15 protein-coding genes and 1 pseudogene are annotated in these 19,352 nt (G+C 41.2%); all 16 read left to right on the top strand.

What is annotated here, in order from left to right:
• The first annotated feature begins 122 nt into the window (after nt 1-122).
• Nucleotides 123-1,682, top strand: a complete 1,560-nt coding sequence (cls, locus tag LI162_RS12965; RefSeq protein ID WP_227156787.1) for a cardiolipin synthase — start codon at nt 123-125, stop codon at nt 1,680-1,682.
• A 78-nt stretch (nt 1,683-1,760) separates the two neighbouring features.
• A complete protein-coding gene (locus LI162_RS12970) occupies nt 1,761-3,341 on the top strand; it encodes a glucose-6-phosphate isomerase (protein ID WP_020435818.1) in 1,581 nt (526 codons plus the stop codon).
• A gap of 233 nt (nt 3,342-3,574) precedes the next feature.
• Complete coding sequence (locus tag LI162_RS12975) at nt 3,575-4,957, top strand: hypothetical protein (protein WP_226901277.1); 1,383 nt, start codon at nt 3,575-3,577, stop codon at nt 4,955-4,957.
• A gap of 29 nt (nt 4,958-4,986) precedes the next feature.
• Nucleotides 4,987-6,006 (top strand): collagenase-like protease, encoded by a 1,020-nt coding sequence (locus LI162_RS12980; RefSeq protein WP_020436278.1) that lies wholly within the window; start codon nt 4,987-4,989, stop codon nt 6,004-6,006.
• Between the two features lie 528 nt (nt 6,007-6,534).
• Nucleotides 6,535-7,098: an aP2 domain gene (locus LI162_RS12985; RefSeq protein WP_020436277.1), complete on the top strand. Its 564-nt coding sequence runs from the start codon at nt 6,535-6,537 to the stop codon at nt 7,096-7,098.
• Between the two features lie 363 nt (nt 7,099-7,461).
• Complete coding sequence (locus LI162_RS12990; RefSeq protein ID WP_055156164.1) at nt 7,462-8,541, top strand: glycosyltransferase; 1,080 nt, start codon at nt 7,462-7,464, stop codon at nt 8,539-8,541.
• Complete coding sequence (locus LI162_RS12995; RefSeq protein WP_055156163.1) at nt 8,541-9,659, top strand: glycosyltransferase; 1,119 nt, start codon at nt 8,541-8,543, stop codon at nt 9,657-9,659. The genes LI162_RS12990 and LI162_RS12995 overlap by 1 nt, the downstream gene beginning before the upstream one ends.
• 6 nt (nt 9,660-9,665) lie before the next feature.
• Entirely contained in the window at nt 9,666-10,763 is a 1,098-nt protein-coding gene (locus LI162_RS13000) for a hypothetical protein (protein ID WP_055156161.1), read from the top strand.
• Nucleotides 10,764-11,259: 496 nt separating this feature from the next.
• Nucleotides 11,260-12,045 carry a hypothetical protein gene (locus LI162_RS13005; RefSeq protein ID WP_227156788.1) on the top strand — a complete coding sequence of 262 codons (786 nt, stop codon included), beginning with the start codon at nt 11,260-11,262 and terminating at the stop codon, nt 12,043-12,045.
• 17 nt (nt 12,046-12,062) lie between these two features.
• On the top strand, nt 12,063-13,175 hold the full coding sequence (locus LI162_RS13010) for a Coenzyme F420 hydrogenase/dehydrogenase, beta subunit C-terminal domain (protein WP_055156158.1): 1,113 nt from the start codon (nt 12,063-12,065) through the stop codon (nt 13,173-13,175).
• A 2-nt stretch (nt 13,176-13,177) separates the two neighbouring features.
• On the top strand, nt 13,178-14,269 hold the full coding sequence (locus LI162_RS13015) for a polysaccharide pyruvyl transferase family protein (protein WP_055156156.1): 1,092 nt from the start codon (nt 13,178-13,180) through the stop codon (nt 14,267-14,269).
• Nucleotides 14,262-15,518 (top strand): flippase, encoded by a 1,257-nt coding sequence (locus tag LI162_RS13020; RefSeq protein ID WP_055156154.1) that lies wholly within the window; start codon nt 14,262-14,264, stop codon nt 15,516-15,518. Before LI162_RS13015 ends, LI162_RS13020 begins: the two co-directional genes overlap by 8 nt.
• Nucleotide 15,519: 1 nt before the next feature.
• A complete protein-coding gene (gene wecB, locus LI162_RS13025; RefSeq protein WP_055156152.1) occupies nt 15,520-16,617 on the top strand; it encodes a non-hydrolyzing UDP-N-acetylglucosamine 2-epimerase in 1,098 nt (365 codons plus the stop codon).
• Nucleotides 16,618-16,633: 16 nt separating this feature from the next.
• On the top strand, nt 16,634-16,786 hold the full coding sequence (locus LI162_RS13030) for a hypothetical protein (protein WP_207642144.1): 153 nt from the start codon (nt 16,634-16,636) through the stop codon (nt 16,784-16,786).
• A 94-nt stretch (nt 16,787-16,880) separates the two neighbouring features.
• A complete protein-coding gene (glmS, locus tag LI162_RS13035) occupies nt 16,881-18,749 on the top strand; it encodes a glutamine--fructose-6-phosphate transaminase (isomerizing) (protein ID WP_227156789.1) in 1,869 nt (622 codons plus the stop codon).
• Nucleotides 18,750-18,802: 53 nt separating this feature from the next.
• A pseudogene (locus tag LI162_RS13040) lies at nt 18,803-19,352 on the top strand (phosphoglucosamine mutase); the annotation flags it as partial.

Raw genomic sequence — 19,352 nt, forward strand, 5'->3', positions numbered from 1 at the left:
ATCTGTTATAGTATGTGTTAATTAAAAGAATCAGGAGAATCTGAGTGATCGGATTCTCCGTCTTTCTATGCAAAGAGAAAATAGCAATTATTAAAAGGAAAAGAGAAAAGGGGCATGTAGATTTGAGCGGCAGTACATTCGAAGGAAAGAAAAAGACAGAGAACGGAACAAAGAGGCTGATCTTCACAGCAGTATCTATCTTGCTGGAGATTGTCTTCCTTCTCTTTCTGTTCACAAAGGTAAGTGAATACGCAACTATTATTGACTGGGCAACAAGAATCGTGGCAATCTTTCTTGTGCTTGGACTTTACAGCATGGATAAGACTTCATCGATGAAAATGCCATGGATCATACTGATGCTTGCATTCCCGATTCTTGGTGTGAGTCTGTATCTTCTCGTAGGTCTGAACGGAAGCACGAAGAAGATGCGGGCAAGATATGAAGAGATTGATAAAAAACTGCTCCCATATCTTCCGGATAACAGACAGATTCTCGAATGGATGAAAAAAGAGAGTCCGCAGGCGGGGGCAATCGCTTCTTATCTGACGAATTACTCTTGTTACCCGGTTTATCAGAACACAGATGTTACATATTATGATGAGGCGATCAAAGGGCTGGATGCACAGCTGGAGGATCTTTCAAAGGCAGAAAAGTTCATCTTTATGGAGTATCATGCCATCGAAGACGAAGAGGCATGGCAACGGATCCAGACGGTACTTGAAGACCGTGTGAAAGCAGGCGTAGAAGTCCGTATCTTCTATGATGATATGGGATCGATCTGGTTTGTGAACATGGATTTTGCAACAAAACTGAAATCTTTAGGAATCAAATGCCGTGTATTTAATCCGATTCTGCCGGGACTGAATATGTTCCTGAACAATCGCGATCACCGGAAGATTACTGTGATTGACGGAAAGGTTGTTTACACAGGTGGATACAATCTGGCGAATGAGTATTTCAACATCACACATCCGTATGGAATCTGGAAAGATACCGGGATCCGTATGGAAGGAGATGCAGTCAAGTCTATGACAGTAGCATTTCTGGAAATGTGGAATGCAGCCGGAAATGTAAAGTCAAAAGAACTTGTACCGGAGAAATATGTGATCCACTATGCATACAAAGCACAACAGCGTGGTTATGTCCAGCCATATGCAGACAGTCCGCTCGATGGTGAGCAGGTAGGCGAGGAAGTATATATCAGTATGGCGAACAAAGCGGAGAAATACTGCTGGTTTATCACTCCGTATCTGATCATTACAGACGAGATGACACATGCACTCACACTGGCAGCAAAGCGTGGCGTTGATGTGCGTATCATAACACCGGGTATCCCGGACAAGAAGATGGTCTACAGTGTGACCCGTTCCTTCTATCATAATCTGGTTAAGCATGGAGTCCGTATCTATGAGTGGACACCGGGATTCTGTCATGCGAAGATGAGTGTGGCAGATGATAAAATGGCGACCTGCGGAACAATCAATCTCGATTACCGCAGTCTGTACCATCACTTTGAGAATGGATGCTTCCTGGCAGATTGCGACGCAGTGCTGGAGATCCGGGATGATCTGATCCGCACGATGGGAGAAAGCAGAGAAGTGACCGAGCAGTATAAAGAAGGAAGAAGTGCGGGCTTAAGACTCGGACAGCTGATCTTACGTCTGTTTGCGGAGCTGCTCTGATAATATCGTTTGTGGGTTGAATTTGCACGGGATTGATTGTATAATGAACTTGATTATTTTTTGAAGGAGGAATCAACGATGATTACCTGGAACAATTTGGATAAGCTTACTTCTTATCAGGAACTTAAGAAGACAGAAAGTGTAGACCTCGCAGCAGTGATGGCCGGAGAGAACGGAGCAGAGCGTGTGAAGAACTACAGCGTTCCGATGGCAGAAGGATTAGCATACAATTATGCAGCAAAGAAAGTGGATGACACAGTTCTCGCAGCTCTTGAGAAACTGGCAGAAGAAGCACAGCTGACAGAGAAGTTCGAAGCACTTTACAACGGAGAAGTTGTGAACACAGGAGAGAAGCGTCTCGTACTTCATCATATGACACGCGGACAGCTCGGAGATGCTGTTGAGGCTGACGGTGTAGACAAGCGTACTTTCTATGTAGAGCAGCAGAAGAAGATTGCTGAGTTCGCGAACAAAGTACATGCTGGTGAGATCACAAACGGTGCCGGAGAGAAGTTTACAACAGTTGTTCAGATCGGTATCGGCGGAAGTGACCTCGGTCCTCGCGCAATGTACCTTGCACTTGAGAACTGGGCAAAGAAGAATGATACATTCAAGATGGAAGCAAAGTTCATCAGCAACGTTGACCCGGATGATGCGGCAGCAGTTCTGAATTCTGTAGATGTTGCTCACTCTATCTTCGTACTTGTATCCAAGTCAGGAACAACACTTGAGACTCTGACAAATGAGTCCTTTGTAAAGGATGCTCTTAAGAATGCAGGACTTGACGCATCTAAGCATATGATCGCAGTAACAAGTGAGACTTCACCACTTGCCAAGAGTGATGATTACCTTGCAGCCTTCTTCATGGATGACTATATCGGAGGACGTTTCTCATCTACATCAGCAGTTGGCGGAGCAGTACTTTCCCTCGCATTCGGACCGGAAGTATTTGCACAGTTCCTTGACGGAGCAGCAGCTGAGGATAAACTGTCCCTCAATAAGAATATCAAAGAGAACCCGGAGATGCTCGATGCATTGATCGGTGTATATGAGAGAAATGTACTCGGATACCCAAGCACAGCAGTACTTCCGTATTCTCAGGCACTGAGCCGTTTCCCTGCACATCTGCAGCAGCTGGATATGGAGTCTAACGGAAAATCCGTAAACCGTTTTGGTGAGCCGGTTGATTATGTAACAGGACCGGTTATCTTCGGAGAGCCTGGAACAAACGGACAGCACTCCTTCTATCAGCTTCTTCACCAGGGAACAGATATTGTGCCGCTTCAGTTCGTAGGATTCAAGAACAGCCAGATCGGTACAGATGTTGTGATCCAGGACAGCACAAGCCAGCAGAAACTCTGCGCGAACGTAGCTGCTCAGATCGTAGCATTTGCATGTGGTAAAGAAGATGAGAACCGCAACAAGAACTTCGAAGGAGGACGTCCTTCAAGCATCATTATCGGAGAGCAGTTAACACCAGCATCTCTCGGAGCACTGCTTGCTCACTTCGAGAACAAGATCATGTTCCAGGGATTCCTGTGGAATGTAAACAGCTTCGATCAGGAAGGTGTTCAGCTCGGTAAAGTCCTTGCAAAACGCGTACTTGCACATGAGACAGACGGAGCCCTGAAAGTATTCAGTGATCTTCTGAACATCTAATCGAATCATATAAGTAAAAAGTATAGGAATCGTGCTGTCGGCAGAGAGTTCTGCTGACAGCACGATCTTTTATATATTAGGAAAGTGCTTTCCTAATATATAAAAAACGCTCCGCTTAGGATGCACACTGCGGCGTATAATGTAAGTGTCGCAAGCGACCGCCGCAGGCGCAAGAATGTGCCGAGGCACATTCTTTGTTCAAGCAAGGATTTTTTAAAAGAGAGAGGAAGCAAATGAAAAAGCGAAGGATCAAAGGAATTCAGATGATTCCATATGGACTTCTGGCCGGAGTTATGACAGAAGATTCAATAGAAGAGAGGCAAAGAGAAGTCCGCCTGACAGAGATTTCATCCGAAGGATTCCGCATCCGGCTTTGCAGGAGAGGGAAAGCAGAGGAGAACATTTATCCGAAAGCATTCAAGATCTGCTTCTATCAGATGGATCAGGCAGAGTATCGGGAGATTGAAATTCGTCATTTTCAGATAGAGTCAGGGGAACAGACAGAATTCTATCAAGCCTATGATATTTTCACAGTTCAGGAAGATTATAAAGAAGCCTTTCAGAAGCTCTGTGTCGAATACAGCCGATACATTTCGCTCAAGCTGGAAGAGGATGATGCACATCTGGCGCAAGAAATGACCGGTTATCCCGCGCAGGAAGAAGAGGAACATTTCAAGAATGAAACAGAACAAAATAAAGAGTGGTTTCAGAATGCAGAGATCTTCCAAAATCTGCCGGCAGAATTAGCGGTAGAACTGGATCATCCGAAACTATACGAACAATATCTGACCAGACCGATTGAACGGTTCATGAAAGAATACTGGCAGCAGCATGGAATCAAAGATGCGCGGATCCTGGGAAGACAACCGGACCGGTTGTATATCGGCAACCAATTCTGTCCACATCTATTTCCGAAAGAAGAACAGTTCTTTGCACTTCTTGAGAAAGCAGATAAAGAACGGATGGAAGTGACCGTTGCCTTTTCCTTTATTCGGGAAGACAGGCTTGCACAGACAGAACAGCTGTTGACACGCCTGGATCAGTGGTGTGAACAACAGGAGACTTCCGGGGCGGAGAAGAAACGACTTGAGGTTGTAGTCAATGATTGGGGACTGGCACATCTTGTGAAGCGGAAAGAACATCTGATCCCGTGTCTTGGGACGCTCTTAAATAAGCGGAAGAAAGATCCAAGAATGTCCTACAAGATGGGAGATAAGACGCTGTTGGAACAGAATAATCTGAATGCAGGATTTTATCGTACTTATCTGGAAGAAAGCTTTGGAATCAGCAGTTATGAGTGGGAAAGCTGCGGCTATACACAGGAAATACCGCAAAAGATACAGAACCATCTACACGTGCCGTTCTATCAGACAAATACGTCGAGCTATTGTACACTTTGCGCTGTACTGGAACACGGTGAACGTGGAAAACAAAGGGAGAGACAAGAATGTCCGGCACCGTGTCTGGAACATAGCTTCTTCTATCCAAAGCATTTATATATGAAGGGAAAATACAACAGTCTGTTCGCATTGGATAAACATCTGCTGGATGAACCGGAGCAGTTGAAGAGAGAACTCGGAATAAAATGGAACCGTCTTGTGGTCAATCTATTGTGAAATGTGAAAAACAGAAGGATGATGGAAGAATGGAGACACAGAAAAGAAAACAGAATGAAAAAGAAAAAGCAGAGCGAAGGATGAAAATCGTTGCAGGACTTGGCTCTGTGGATGAATATATTCCATATGTCCAGGCAGGAGCAGACGAATTGTTTTGCGGATATGTGCCATACAACTGGACAAAAAAATACGGAACCGTACTTCCACTGAACCGCAGGGAAGTGCTGGCTTATAATGTGCAGCTCGGTTCTTTCAGTGAATTAGAGATCCTCTCAGCAATGATCAGGAAGTACAGAAAGCCGGTGCATATCGCGATGAATTCTCTCTATTATATTCCGGAACAATATGAAGAGATTGCAGACATTGTGAAACAGTGTATGAAAATCGGATTCGACAGCTTCATTCTTGCCGATCCGGCATTGATTTTGTACCTGAGACAGAAAGGCATATCCTGTAAGATCCATCTCAGCGGTGAAGCCGGAGAAATGAACCAGGAGGCAATCAAAGTTTTCCGGGAAATGGGAATCGGCCGGTTCATCTTCCACAGGAAAAATACAGTTGCATCGATGCGGCAGATGATAGAAGCTGTAAATGCAGAAAGACTGGAATTCGAGGCCTTTGCATTGAACGAATTGTGTCAGTTCACAGGAGCATTCTGCAATTCCCTTCACTGTGATGAGATGGGTTATCTGTGCAGGACGACCTACTGGGGAGATGCTGAGATGGAAGAGCGTATGGAACGAGTGATAAAAAGAACATTGGAGATAGAAGAGCAACAATATCTCTGTGGGAAGAGTGGATGTGCTCTGTGTGTGCTGCCACAGCTGGAGGCGGCAGGGATTACTCATCTGAAACTGGTAGGACGAGGAAATTATGTGGAAGATATGATCCGGGATATTCGGAATCTGAAGGCTGCGCTGGGGATTCTGGAGGGGAATCAAAGAGAAGAAAAAGAGACAGGGAGATATATCGCTCAATTGAATAAGAAAATATTTGATGGTCAGCCGTGTGGAAATAATTGTATTTATAATCCGGGGCAGTTTCTTTGAGGTGTATGGGGAAAAAGAGAAAAGTTCAGAATAGAAAAAGAAAGCGTATTTCGTGGAGTAGATTACTCTACGAAATACGCTTTTTCTTTAAATTGTTTCAAATCTTAGTATAATTATCATGTTTAGTCTACTCTTTTCAAACATTTCTGTCAATGCATATACGTTCATTTCATGAATTTATACAATCTCTTAGCAAAAAAAGTCGAAAAACAGACACTTTCGTCATTTTAATCTCCTTTTTTGAATGGATTTTTATCTATTCGCCGTCAAATTTATGGTCAATTGTCAGTCAATTTACAAGCTATCAGATCAGAAAATCAAAAATATTTATTTTAAATTATCTAAGTTATTTCGTGCTTTTACAATCACATGTATTTAAAAATTAATCATAATTACAAATTTCACAGCATTTATTTACCGTCATTTTTTTGGTCAGACACCTGAAAACCATTGATTTCCAAGGCTTTCCATAAAAATTTCGTAGAGTAATCTACTCTACGAAATTTTTTGCAAAAAGGGTGAAGGCTTATGGGAAGAAGACCGGCAGATCTGTCAGGAAGAAAGTTTGGTATGTTGACAGCCAAATATGCGACAGAAAAAAGGGATAAACGGGGCTCCGTTTATTGGCATTGTGTCTGCGATTGCGGAAATGAAGTTGACGTGACGGCAGCAGGTCTTGTGCATGGTAATTATCATAGCTGCGGTTGTTTACAAAAGAAGAACCGTCAGGAAATTGCGCAGAGACGACATCTCGTAGACGGAACCTGTGTTGAAGTACTAGAAAAAAGAAAAAGCAGAAAAGATAACATGAGTGGTTTTCGTGGCGTTTTCCAGTTGAAGAATTGTAATCGGTATCGTGTGGATATTGGGTTCAAGGGAAAACGCTATTATGTTGGTCTTTTTGACAATTATGACGAAGCGGTGCAAGCAAGACTTGCAGCAGAGAATCTGATCCACAATGGTTTCATTCAGAAATGGAAGGAATGGAATGAGAAGGAGAAGGAGGATCCGGAGTGGGGGAAGGAGCATCCGCTTGTGTTTGATGTGAAGAAAGAGGATGGGGAGATTCGGGTGAGTGGTTGGAGTGAATGATTTGTTTATAACAAACAATGAATGACGAAAATGGACTGGGTGATATATACAGTTTTAACAAAATTCATGCACCGACAGGGTTCGATTCAAAAATCCAACACTTAGAAAAAACGTCATTGCAGGGTATACGGGGTTCGACTGTATAAATCAACACTTCGACTATAGAGAAATAGAGACGAGTGTACTCAACGGATGTTTTATGGAGTAGAAAACAAGGAAAATATGATTGCTGGGGTAATTGGATACGACAGCATAAGAAAACACTTAGCCGAGTGTGCGGTAAGAGGAAAAAGAAATACTATCTGTGAAGAGCGGATGTGTACATAGATAAAAAAATTGAGAGACCAGTGGAGGAAGAAACCTATGGCGGAAAAAAAGAAAATACTGTACATAGTCGAAGCTATGGGCGGAGGCGTTTTTACTTACATAGTTGATTTGGCAAATGAGCTGGTTAATTCCTATGATATGTACATTGCTTACGCGGTGCGGAAACAGACACCACAGAACTATAAAGACTATTTCGATAAAAGGATTCATTTGATTGAAGTCAAAAATTTTGGACGGGCAATTGATCCGGTGAAAGATATCGCCGCATTTTTTGAAGTTAAAAAAATAGCGGCAAAAATCAAGCCTGATGTAATCCATCTACATAGTAGTAAAGCTGGTGCAATTGGTCGGGTTGCGTTCAATGGAAAAATCCCAATGTTCTATACCCCGCACGGTTATAGTTTTTTGATGGAAAATTATAAGCCGATGAAGCGTAGAATGTTTAAGGTGATTGAATCGTTGTGTGCAAAGCGAAATTGCACGACCATCAGTTGCAGCGTGGGTGAACATCAAGAATCTCTGAAACTTACCAAACATGCCACTTATGTAAATAATGGCATCAACATGGCGGAACTTCAGAAAATTATGGATAAAACAGAAGAAGCAGAACACCCATTTACGGTTTACACTTTGGGAAGAATCTGCTATCAGAAAAACCCCACACTTTTCAATGAGATAGCCGAAGCACTTCCGGATGTGAAATTTATCTGGATTGGTGATGGCGAACTTCGAGAGCAACTTACAAGCAAGAATATTGAAATCACAGGATGGGCTGATCGGAACACTGCAATTAGATATGCAGTTAATGCAGATGTTTTTCTCCTTCCTAGCAGGTGGGAAGGTCTTCCGATATCGTTACTGGAATCTATGTATATGAAAAAAGTATGTGTAGTAAGTAATGTGATTGGCAATCGAGATGTCATTCATACTGGAGAAAATGGATTCGTTTGTAGTGGTACAGACGAGTATGTACATGCCATCAGAAATGTAAAAAACAATGGCACCAATGTAATTACAGAGTCAGCATATCATGATATTACTTGCTTGTACAATACTAAAAAGATGGCAGAACAATACGAAAAAATTTATGAAGATAATGTAAAGGAAAAAAATTAATGTCTATAAAAGTCGCAGAATTTGTTACTCGCCTTGAGTTCGGTGGAGTCGAAGCTATGCTATTGAACTATACTACCCATTTTCAACATCCGGAGCAGTTTAAATTTCATATCATCACGCAGGACATCAATGATGATAACTGTATCCGTCAATTTGAAGACGCTGGTTATACCGTTCATGTTGTAACACACAAACGAAAGAGCATTGCTAAAAATATAAGAGAAGTTTATCAAGTACTGAAGCAGGAACGCTTTGACATTGTTCACAGCCACATGACGCTGACAAATTTTTATGTTCTGTTTCTCGCAAAAATGCTTGGTGTCAGGGTTCGCATTTCTCATGCGCACAGTGCATTCCGAGAGAACAACTTAAAAGCAAAACTGACCTTTCCAATATTGAAGAGAATGAATCGTGCCGCTGCTAATATCTGGGTGGCCTGCGGATATAATGCAGGCGTATTTTTGTATGGGAAAGACGCGGTAGACACCCATAAAGTTTATATGATGCGCAATGCAATTGATTTGCAATGCTTTCAAAAGAACGATGAAATCCGCCAGATGATACGCAAAAAATACGGATTCGGCGATGGGGTGTGCATCGGCCATATTGGCCGATTTTCCCCACCCAAAAACCATTTTTTCGTTTTAGAGATTTTTGATGCTATAAGGAAAATTGCACCGAAAGCAAAGTTTCTACTGGTAGGAGACGGCGAACTACGAGATGGAATTCTTGCAAAAATAAAAGAATTGCAGCTGGAAGATTCGATTGTGCTCACCGGTAATGTAACGAACACGAATGAGTTTTATCAGGTGATGGACGTTTTTATTCTGCCGTCTTTTTATGAAGGGCTTCCGGTAGTCTCGATTGAAGCGCAGGCGGCAAATTTGCCTTGTTTGATTTCGGAAAATGTAGATCATCGCTGTGCCATAACATCCAATGTACATTTTCTTTCCATCCAAAAATCAGCGGATGAGTGGGCAAGAGAAATCTTGAAGTACGCTTCACAGCCACGCAGTGATGATAATATTGAGGCGTTGACTAAAGCTGGTTACAACATTGAAACCGAAGCACGAAAACTGGAAGAGCTTTATAAAAGCTCGATTAACGAACAGGAGTAACGTATTATGAAAGTTTTATATATCGTAAAGACACAGCTGCATTATTATCCTCCGTGCATTTCACAGATTCGTATGCTGAAGGACCTTAGCTATGATGTAGAAGTGCTGTATGGAACATCAAATGAAAGCGCATTAAAGTTGCTCTCAAAAGAAAATATCCCCTGCCATAAAGTTGCTGAAATCAAAGATGTGGCAAATTCTAAAATTGAAAAACTACAGGATTGGTATAAATTTCGCTGTGGAGTGTTGAAAACTCTTAAAAACTATCCGGAGGATACAATACTTTGGTTTGGAACGGCAGAAAGTGCTCTTCCCATGAAAGGTGCTTTGAATAGAAAAAAATATGTGCTCTCTCTGCTTGAACTGTTAGACGACTGCCCACGGAAAGTTAAGCTGCTGAAAGATCTTGCACAAAACGCAACTACGGTGACTGTCTGCGAGGAAACACGCGGCTACATCATGCGGGCGTGGTGGAATCTTCCAGAGGTACCGTATGTGTTCCCAAACAAACCATATAATCAGATTACTGATCGCCGCCATGAACCATCAATTCCCGAAACGAAGGCGGTTGTTGAACGAATCAAAGACAAAAAAGTTGTCCTATATCAGGGTATTTTGCAGAATACAGATGAGATTTTGGAAGTTGCCAAGGCATTGCGGACGATGGATTCCGGGTATACCTTATTACTGATGGGAATTGACAAATATCATAGTGTAGAAAAAATCAAAGCGGTTTACAGTGATGTAGAGTATGTCAGTTATATTCCGGCACCTTACCATTTGGAAATCACCAGTTATGCACACATTGGCATTGTCTTTTATCGTAATGATGCACTGAATAAAGTATTCTGTGCGCCGAATAAAATCTATGAATATTCTGGATTTGGTATTCCGATGCTGGCCAATGATATTCCGGGTCTAAAAAATACAGTTGGTAATGCTGGAGCAGCTGAGTGTATGGAACTGAAAGCAAACAACATTATTAACGCAATTCAGAACATTGAAGCAGATTATGATACCTACTCTGAAAACGCAAAAAAATTTTTTGCCGGAACAGATAATCTGAAGACAATGGAAAAACTGATGAGAAAGATTGTAAAATAACATGGATTTCTTTTTTGACTGGCTATTAATTTTAACTGCAACGGGAATTGTTATATCTGCATACAAACGTGTCGTATTTCAGGAAAATTGTTCCGTAGCGAATTATGTGATTGTTGTACTTTATGTGTTTTGCGTTCTCCCTATCATTTGCAACTATACGCTTGGATTACCACAGTATAAAACTATTTATTGGTATAAGCCATTTATTGAACCCATGGTTAATGTACAGGTTGGCATAATATATGACTTATATATTATGCTGTGTATTATCCTTCTTTATATATTCTGCGCACGAAAAAATCGGGGAATAGTATTAACACAATATAACTCGTTGACTTCAATTGTGTGTAATAACAGAGTTATTTCAACTGTTTTGATTTTCCTTCCCATCATTTATATCGCGTTAACGGGCTCATGGAAGTATTATGTAACTTATGCCGTTTCGAGTGCAAGAGGATTAACAGAATCAAACAAAATGGCTCTTATGACACCATGTATGTTAATTAGCATGATTGTTTATTTTGGTACAGTATTAAAAAACAATTTAACCATGAAAAAAATCATCCTAACGTTTTTATATTCGGTGTCAATTGTTTGGATATCAGGAAAACGCTTTATGCTTGCCAATATTTTACTCTTATTTATATTCTATACAGTAAACATGGACATAGATGTCAACGGCCGAAAGAAAATATATAGAATATTACCAATATTAGGAATTGTATTGATTGGCTTCTCTGTATTTTATTTGGCAGTAATTAGACCAATGGAGGAGACATCATCATTGAGTATCTACGATATGCTACGAGTTGACTTTGGACGTGATGATGTTATCAAGTATGTAATCAACAAAGAAATTATTCGCGGTGAACGCATTTTAGAGTATCGTGGTGAGACATTTTTAAGCCTGATAGGTTCTTTTATTCCACGAAAAGTGTGGCCGAACAAACCATATCCTCATTATATGTATTTAACTGCTTCTATATTGAACTTGGATATTCACAATCTGCCCGCAGGAACAACACCTTCTCTGTTAGAAATGACGATTTGCAATTTTGGCTTTTGGGGATTTGCAGCTGGAATTATCTTGTTGATTTGGATTTGTAAAATGATTGATAGGTCAAGAGACGTAGATACTAAATCTATCGGACTTATTTTAGCGATGGTTCTTTTAACACAGAGCATGGATGTATACCTTATTTTAGTTGTTGTCCTTATCGCTATTAATATTATGGTTAAATTTTTTAAGGGACGAATGGTACGCATTGTTATACATTGGTAACAAGAAAGGATAACTATATGCTGAATTGTAAAAAAGAATATTGTACAGGCTGTGGAATATGCACTTATAGTTGCCCGAAGCGGGCAATTAAAATGGAGGTATCACTCGAAGGCTTTTTCTACCCAGAAGTAGACAGCTCGCTGTGTGTGCATTGCGACCTTTGTAATAAAGTATGCCCATCATTAAATAAGCCTGCGGTTGGAGAGACTATTGGTTGCTATGCAGTGCAGTTGAAAGATAAAGTTGCATTACAACACTGTGCCTCCGGCGGCGCGTTTTACGGTATTGCGCAAACTGTGTTAGAACAAAACGGAATAGTTTTTGGAGTAAAAGATTTAGGCACAAAACTATTCTATAAAAAAACAGCTACTCTGGAAGAACTGAATGAATTAACTGGCTCTAAGTATTATCAGTGCTCTATTTCAGAGGAAACATATTGTGAAATCATTGCAAGCACACAGAAAGGTCTTACACTGGTTTCTGGCACGCCCTGCATGGTGGCGGCGATTCAGAATCTCAAGGGCATAAATCGTAAAAATCTGCTTACTTTTGAGATTCTGTGTCAAGGCGTTCCGAGCAAAACTGTTATCGAAAAATTCTACACTGAAACGGCTGCAAAACATGGTTCATTGGTTCAAAACCATATTTTCCGCTCAAAAGACCGCTATGTTGGTCGGAATTATCTGAACCGCTATCAATTCAATAACGGCAAAGTTGTGTATTTGATTGGAGAAGAAGATCCGCTTTCGTTATCTTTTCAGCGACAGATTTTTTTGAGGGAATCTTGTTACAGGTGCCAGTATGCAAATGAAGCACGAACTACCGATTTTACAGCGGGTGATCTATGGAAAACAGATATTAAGGGAGTGGACATAAAGCATGGATGCTCGGTTTTGCTCTGCAATACCTCAAAAGCTAAATGCTTTCTAGATGAAACAAGGGTATTTTCGCTTGGAAAAATTGATTCCAAAACAGCTTTGAAAGACAATATTCCGTATCATCATCCAGTCAAACGACCTAAGTGTAGAGATTGGAGTTATAAGTTGCTGTGCCACGGAATATCGCCAAAAAGAGTTACAGTCCTCTGTTGTTGGAAATATTATATCAAGCGACTTTTAAAAGGAAAATGAAAATGAAAAAAGTAGGAATTATTACATACCATTTTGCGAAGAACTATGGCGCAGTACTTCAGTGCTATGCGTTGCAAACATATTTGTCTCAGAAAGGATATGAAGTCACAGTTTTTGATTTTGTCAGTGAAAAGCAGCGAAAGAACAATGATGTTGTAAAGCATGGATGCTCTGTCAAAACCGCAGTTGCAAATATTTGTCTTCTTCCGTTTGCACACAGCATCCGAAAAAAATATGCTAGATTTGTAACTTTCTGTCAAAACAATCTTCAACTGACACAGCATTTCTCTACAGTAGAATCGTTGCAGAAATATATAGCAGAAAACAAATACAACGTAATTATTTCTGGAAGCGATCAGGTGTTGAACCCTAATATTGATGATTTTGAGATGGCATTTTTGTTTCCGTTTCAAACAACAGCTAAGAAAATCGCATATGCGGCCAGTACGGGCAATGCTTCACTAGATGATATACAGAAGATTCAACACTATTTGGATGACTTTGTAAAAATCTCAATTAGAGAACAGAAAGATATTGGAAAATTTGATGCGAAAACAGCGGAACGGTTGTCTGTTGTATGCGATCCTGTTATGCTGTTGCGGGCAAATGCTTGGAACAATATGTTGGAGCATCCGTCCGGGAAACCGTATCTAATTTGCTACTTTCTTCATAAAAAAATGTTTCGCAAAGAATTTGCGATTGCACAAAAAATTGCAAAAGAGCGTGGCTTAGAGCTGAAAGTAATTAATGCAAGATTTGGCCTGAATAGTTTCCGTAAAGGAACAATTTTTGATGCTGGGCCGGAAGAGTTTGTGAATTTGATTGCAAACGCCTCATACGTCTGTACTGATTCCTTTCATGGCACTCTCTTTTCTTTGGTGTTCCATAAGCAGTTTTCTAGTTTGGACACAAGGCAAAATCAGCATGATACTCGAAAAAAAGGATTGCTGGAAAGTGTTGGTGCAACTGCTGCATATCAGAATATCGAAGACCCTCTGAAAATATGCAGTACTTTGGATTATAAAGAAATTGATTGCCGGATGGAAGAAACAAGAAAATCCGCAGCCAAATTTTTGGAGATATTAGATGAATAAAAAAATAGCAGATTTGCTCAAATCAAAGGTTCTGGCTAATAGTGCATGGCTGATTATCTTGCAGGTGTTCAATACCATCGTTCCCCTTCTGACCCTGCCGTATATTACGCGTGTTCTTGGAGCTTCAAATTATGGCGTTTTTTCTCTTGCGCTTAACTGGGTTACATACTTTCAGGTAATCGTAGAATACGGCTTCGGATTTACAGGGGCTCGTAAAGTTTCTATTCATGGCGATGAAGGTCTGCAAGAACTATACAATAGAATTATAACGGCGCGAATTTTTCTCTTGTTCGGAACATTTTTGACGATGAATATACTGAGTGCAGTATTGCGTGTAAGCAGGGCACAGTATATCTGTATGAATATCCTTTTTTTGATTATTCTAGGCGTTGCATTCCAACTCACATGGCTTTTTCAAGGCAAACAGGACATGAAATTGATTGCTATTATCAATGCGGCATCGCGCTTGTTCTCAGTGCTGATGGTTTTTGCGCTGATACACAGCGAAAACCACTTGTATCTGTATTGTATTTGCTATGCCATAACCTTCCTACTTTCTGCCATTCTTGGAATCCTGTTGGCTCGAAAAAAGTATGGTCTAAAAGTAAGGTTGTGCAGGATTACAGATGCCATTATCGAAATCAAAGATGGCTGGTATCTGTTTATTTCGCAGGCGATGTCTAAGATATTCAGCGGCATCGGAACGACTGTCCTAGGAGCGGTTGCAACTGTTAGTGCCGTTGGAATCTACTCGGCTATTTACAAAATCCCATATATCATGGTGCTGTTTTTTAGCCCAATTAGCCAAGCCCTTTATCCTCACATTAGTGTCCGTTTTTCAAACTCATTTGAAAATGGATGTAAAACAGTAATCACAGCTGCAAAACTTGTGATTCCTGCTTTCGCACTAGCTGGTTTTGCAATCATATTGCTTCGAAAACAGCTGATTTTGATTGCATTTGGTAAGGAGTATCTTGAATATTCCTCGATCATAATTCCGCTCGTTCTTTGGATGCTGTTTAGTGTAATCAATAACTTTATGGGAATACAGTTTTTGGTTGCCAGCGGCAATCAAAAGTTGTATAGTCATGCGTTTACGATTGGCTCACTGATAACTGTCGGACTGAATATTCTATTAGGCTTGATTTTTGGTATTTATGGCGTTTCCGCTGCAGCACCAATCGGTGAAGTGAGCTTGGCAATATTGCTGTATTTTGGCGTTAAAAAAGCAAAACAAGGAGAAAATTAAAATGAAAAAAGTAATGTTGGTCTTTGGCACAAGACCGGAAGCAATTAAAATGTGTCCGCTTGTAAATGAACTGAAAAAGCGAAAAGAATTACAGACAGTAGTTTGTGTGACGGGGCAGCATCGTCAAATGTTGGATATGGTATTGGAAGCGTTTTCTGTTACACCAGATTATGATTTGTCAATCATGAAGAATAAGCAGACGTTGTTTGATGTGACGACAAATATCTTAAACCGCATTAAAGAAGTACTAGAAAAGGAAAGACCGGATGTGGTGCTTGTTCATGGCGATACTTCTACAACGTTTGTGACTGCTCTCGCTTGTTTTTATCTTCAGATTCCGGTTGGTCATGTAGAAGCCGGATTGCGTACATATAATATTTACAGTCCCTATCCGGAGGAGTTCAATCGTCAGGCTGTTTCGATTATCAGTAAGTTTAACTTTGCTCCGACAGAACTTTCAAAACAGAATCTACTGAAAGAGGGAAAGAAATCGGAAAGCATTTATGTAACTGGAAATACAGCAATTGATGCCTTAAAGACTACAGTGAGCGAAAATTATGCTCATCCTGAATTGGAATGGGCAAAAGACAGTCGTCTTATTATGATAACAGCACATCGCCGCGAAAATCTTGGCGAGCCGATGCGTCATATGTTTAAAGCAATTCGGCGTGTGATGGATGAGCATCCGGATGTCAAGGCAATTTATCCTATTCATATGAATCCGGTCGTACGCGAAATTGCAAATGCATATTTGGGGAATGATGACCGCATCCATATCATTGAGCCTTTAGATGTTTTGGATTTTCATAATTTCCTGAGCCGTAGTTATCTGATCCTGACAGATTCTGGCGGAATTCAGGAGGAAGCCCCTTCTCTTGGTAAGCCTGTTCTGGTCATGCGTGATACAACCGAGCGTCCAGAAGGTATTGCAGCAGGTACTTTAAAACTAGTAGGGACAGAAGAAGAAACGATTTATAACGAGTTCAGCCGTTTACTTTCTGACAAAAGCGAATATGATGTGATGAGCAAAGCAAGCAATCCATATGGAGATGGTCATGCTTGCGAGCGAATTGCAGATGTTTTAGTAAATGAACTGTGATAGGGGAAGATAAAAAATGGGAAAATATTTTGGAACAGATGGCTTTCGTGGTGAAGCCGGTACCGAGTTGGTGGTGCGTGTCATAGCGGAAGCACCTGACCATGATACCTGCCAGAAATATGTGGATGAAGTAGTCAACGTTATTTGTGAAAAGGGATATAAAGCATAAAGTCAATGACAACTCTGGCAACTCCCCAGAGTTGTTTTTTATAAAAAGGAAAGTATAATAGGAGAGAAAAATAAATAACGGGAGGGATAAACCTATGTGTGGAATCGTTGGTTTTACTGGAAATCGACAGGCAGCACCGATCCTGCTGGATGGACTGTCTAAACTGGAATATAGAGGATATGACTCAGCTGGACTGGTTGTCCGTGATGGAGAGAATTTGGCACAGGTTGTGAAAGCAAAAGGCCGTTTGTCTAATCTGATGGAAAAAACAGATAACGGCAATGCGCTGAAGGGAACTTGTGGTATTGGACACACTCGCTGGGCAACACATGGGGAGCCGAGCCAGACAAATGCACATCCTCACGTTTCAGGTAACTGTACTCGCTCTGGTTCTGGGGAAGTTGAGTCTGAGGTTGTCGGAGTACATAACGGTATTATCGAAAACTATACAGAGCTGAAAGAGAAGCTGTTAAAGCATGGTTATACATTCTACAGTGATACAGATACAGAAGTAGTGATCAAACTGGTTGACTACTATTATAAGAAATATAACTTAGGACCGATCGATGCGATTGCGAAGACAATGGTTCGTGTACGTGGTTCTTATGCACTTGAGGTGATGTTCAAGGACTATCCGGGAGAGATCTGGGTTGCCAGAAAAGACAGTCCGATGATCATCGGTATTACAGATGGTGAGACTTATGTGGCATCTGATGTACCGGCAATCCTGAAATACACAAGAAATGTATACTATATCGGAAACCTTGAGTTTGCAAAGCTTGTTCCGGGAGAGGCTCATTTCTATGATCTTAATGGTGACGAGATCGAGAAAGAGACAACAGAGATCAAATGGGATGCAGAGGCAGCAGAGAAGGCCGGTTTCGAGCATTTCATGATGAAAGAGATCTATGAGCAGCCGAAAGCAATCCGTGACACACTGAATTCTGTTGCGAAAGACGGAGTGATTGACTTTACGGATATTGATATTACAGAGGAAGAGATCAAGAAGTACAGCCAGATTTACATTGTTGCGTGCGGATCTGCATGGCATGTCGGAGTAGAGGCGCAGTATGTAATCGAAGAGATGGCTCAGATTCCGGTTCGAGTAGAGCTTGCATCTGAGTTCCGTTATCGTGAGATGCCGCTTGTGAAGAATGGTCTGGTTATTGTGATCAGCCAGTCCGGAGAGACAGCGGATACATTGGCAGCAATGCGTATGGCGAAAGAGAAGGGACTTGCAACACTTGCAGTTGTAAATGTAATTGGCAGCAGTATTGCCCGTGAGGCAGACAAGGTGTTCTATACACTGGCAGGACCGGAGATTTCGGTTGCGACAACAAAGGGATACAGTGCACAGCTTGCAGCTCTTGATTGTATTGCGGTTCAGTTCGCGAAGGTGAAAGAGCTGATCACAGACGAGCAGTACAGCTACTACATTTCTGAACTTCAGACAATTCCGGAGAAGATAGAAAAGATTCTTCAGGACAAGGAGAGAATCCAGTGGTTTGCAGCCAAATATGCGAATGCACATGATGTTTTCTTTGTAGGCCGTGGAGTGGATTATGCAGTGTGTCTGGAAGGAAGTCTGAAACTGAAAGAGATTTCTTATATTCATTCTGAGGCTTATGCGGCAGGTGAGTTAAAGCATGGAACAATCAGTCTGATCGAGGACAATATTCTCGTAATCGGAGTTCTGACACAGAGCAAGCTGTATGAGAAGACAGTCAGCAATATGATGGAGTGTAAGAGCCGTGGCGCATATCTGATGGGTGTGACAAACTATGGCAATTATGAGATGGAAGATAAGGTAGACTTTACAGTCTATGTTCCGAAGGTGGATGAGCACTTTATGGGAAGCCTCGCAGTGATTCCGCTGCAGCTGCTTGGATATTATGTAAGTGTTGCAAAGGGACTTGATGTAGATAAGCCGAGAAACCTTGCGAAGAGTGTAACAGTAGAGTAAGAGAATTGTTGATATAAAATTGAAATTAAAAGTACCAAAGGAGTTATAGTATTATGGGAAAATATTTTGGAACAGATGGGTTTCGTGGTGAGGCGAATGTAGTTCTGACAGTAGAACATGCATTTAAAGTAGGACGTTATCTTGGATGGTATTTCGGACAGGACCACAAGGCCAGAATCGTAATCGGAAAAGACACAAGAAGAAGCAGCTACATGTTTGAGTATGCACTTGCTGCAGGACTGACAGCATCAGGCGCGGACGCTTATCTTCTTCATGTGACAACCACACCAAGTGTTTCATATGTAGTAAGAACAGAAGATTTTGACTGTGGACTTATGATTTCAGCGAGCCACAATCCATACTATGATAATGGTATCAAGGTAATCAACAGCGAAGGTCATAAGATGGAGGCTGAGGTTGAGGCAAAGATCGAGGCTTATATCGATGGTGAGATTGATGAAATCCCGTTGGCAACAAAAGAGAGCATTGGCCGCACAGTTGACTATGCAGCAGGAAGAAACCGTTATATCGGTCATCTGATCTCTCTTGCAACACGTTCTTTCAAGGATATGAGAGTCGGACTTGACTGTGCGAATGGTAGTG

Source organism: Mediterraneibacter sp. 210702-DFI.3.120, assembly GCF_020561005.1.
Classification (GTDB): domain Bacteria; phylum Bacillota; class Clostridia; order Lachnospirales; family Lachnospiraceae; genus Mediterraneibacter; species Mediterraneibacter faecis.

Excerpts from the sequence above, each read along its gene's own strand:
- LI162_RS12970 (WP_020435818.1), top strand. The coding sequence starts at position 1,761 with ATGATTACCTGGAACAATTTGGATAAGCTTACTTCTTATCAGGAACTT.
- LI162_RS12975 (WP_226901277.1), top strand. The coding sequence starts at position 3,575 with ATGAAAAAGCGAAGGATCAAAGGAATTCAGATGATTCCATATGGACTT.
- LI162_RS12980 (WP_020436278.1), top strand. The coding sequence starts at position 4,987 with ATGGAGACACAGAAAAGAAAACAGAATGAAAAAGAAAAAGCAGAGCGA.
- LI162_RS12985 (WP_020436277.1), top strand. The coding sequence starts at position 6,535 with ATGGGAAGAAGACCGGCAGATCTGTCAGGAAGAAAGTTTGGTATGTTG.
- LI162_RS12990 (WP_055156164.1), top strand. The coding sequence starts at position 7,462 with ATGGCGGAAAAAAAGAAAATACTGTACATAGTCGAAGCTATGGGCGGA.
- LI162_RS12995 (WP_055156163.1), top strand. The coding sequence starts at position 8,541 with ATGTCTATAAAAGTCGCAGAATTTGTTACTCGCCTTGAGTTCGGTGGA.
- LI162_RS13000 (WP_055156161.1), top strand. The coding sequence starts at position 9,666 with ATGAAAGTTTTATATATCGTAAAGACACAGCTGCATTATTATCCTCCG.
- LI162_RS13005 (WP_227156788.1), top strand. The coding sequence starts at position 11,260 with ATGTTAATTAGCATGATTGTTTATTTTGGTACAGTATTAAAAAACAAT.
- LI162_RS13010 (WP_055156158.1), top strand. The coding sequence starts at position 12,063 with ATGCTGAATTGTAAAAAAGAATATTGTACAGGCTGTGGAATATGCACT.
- LI162_RS13015 (WP_055156156.1), top strand. The coding sequence starts at position 13,178 with ATGAAAAAAGTAGGAATTATTACATACCATTTTGCGAAGAACTATGGC.
- LI162_RS13020 (WP_055156154.1), top strand. The coding sequence starts at position 14,262 with ATGAATAAAAAAATAGCAGATTTGCTCAAATCAAAGGTTCTGGCTAAT.
- wecB (WP_055156152.1), top strand. The coding sequence starts at position 15,520 with ATGAAAAAAGTAATGTTGGTCTTTGGCACAAGACCGGAAGCAATTAAA.
- LI162_RS13030 (WP_207642144.1), top strand. The coding sequence starts at position 16,634 with ATGGGAAAATATTTTGGAACAGATGGCTTTCGTGGTGAAGCCGGTACC.
- glmS (WP_227156789.1), top strand. The coding sequence starts at position 16,881 with ATGTGTGGAATCGTTGGTTTTACTGGAAATCGACAGGCAGCACCGATC.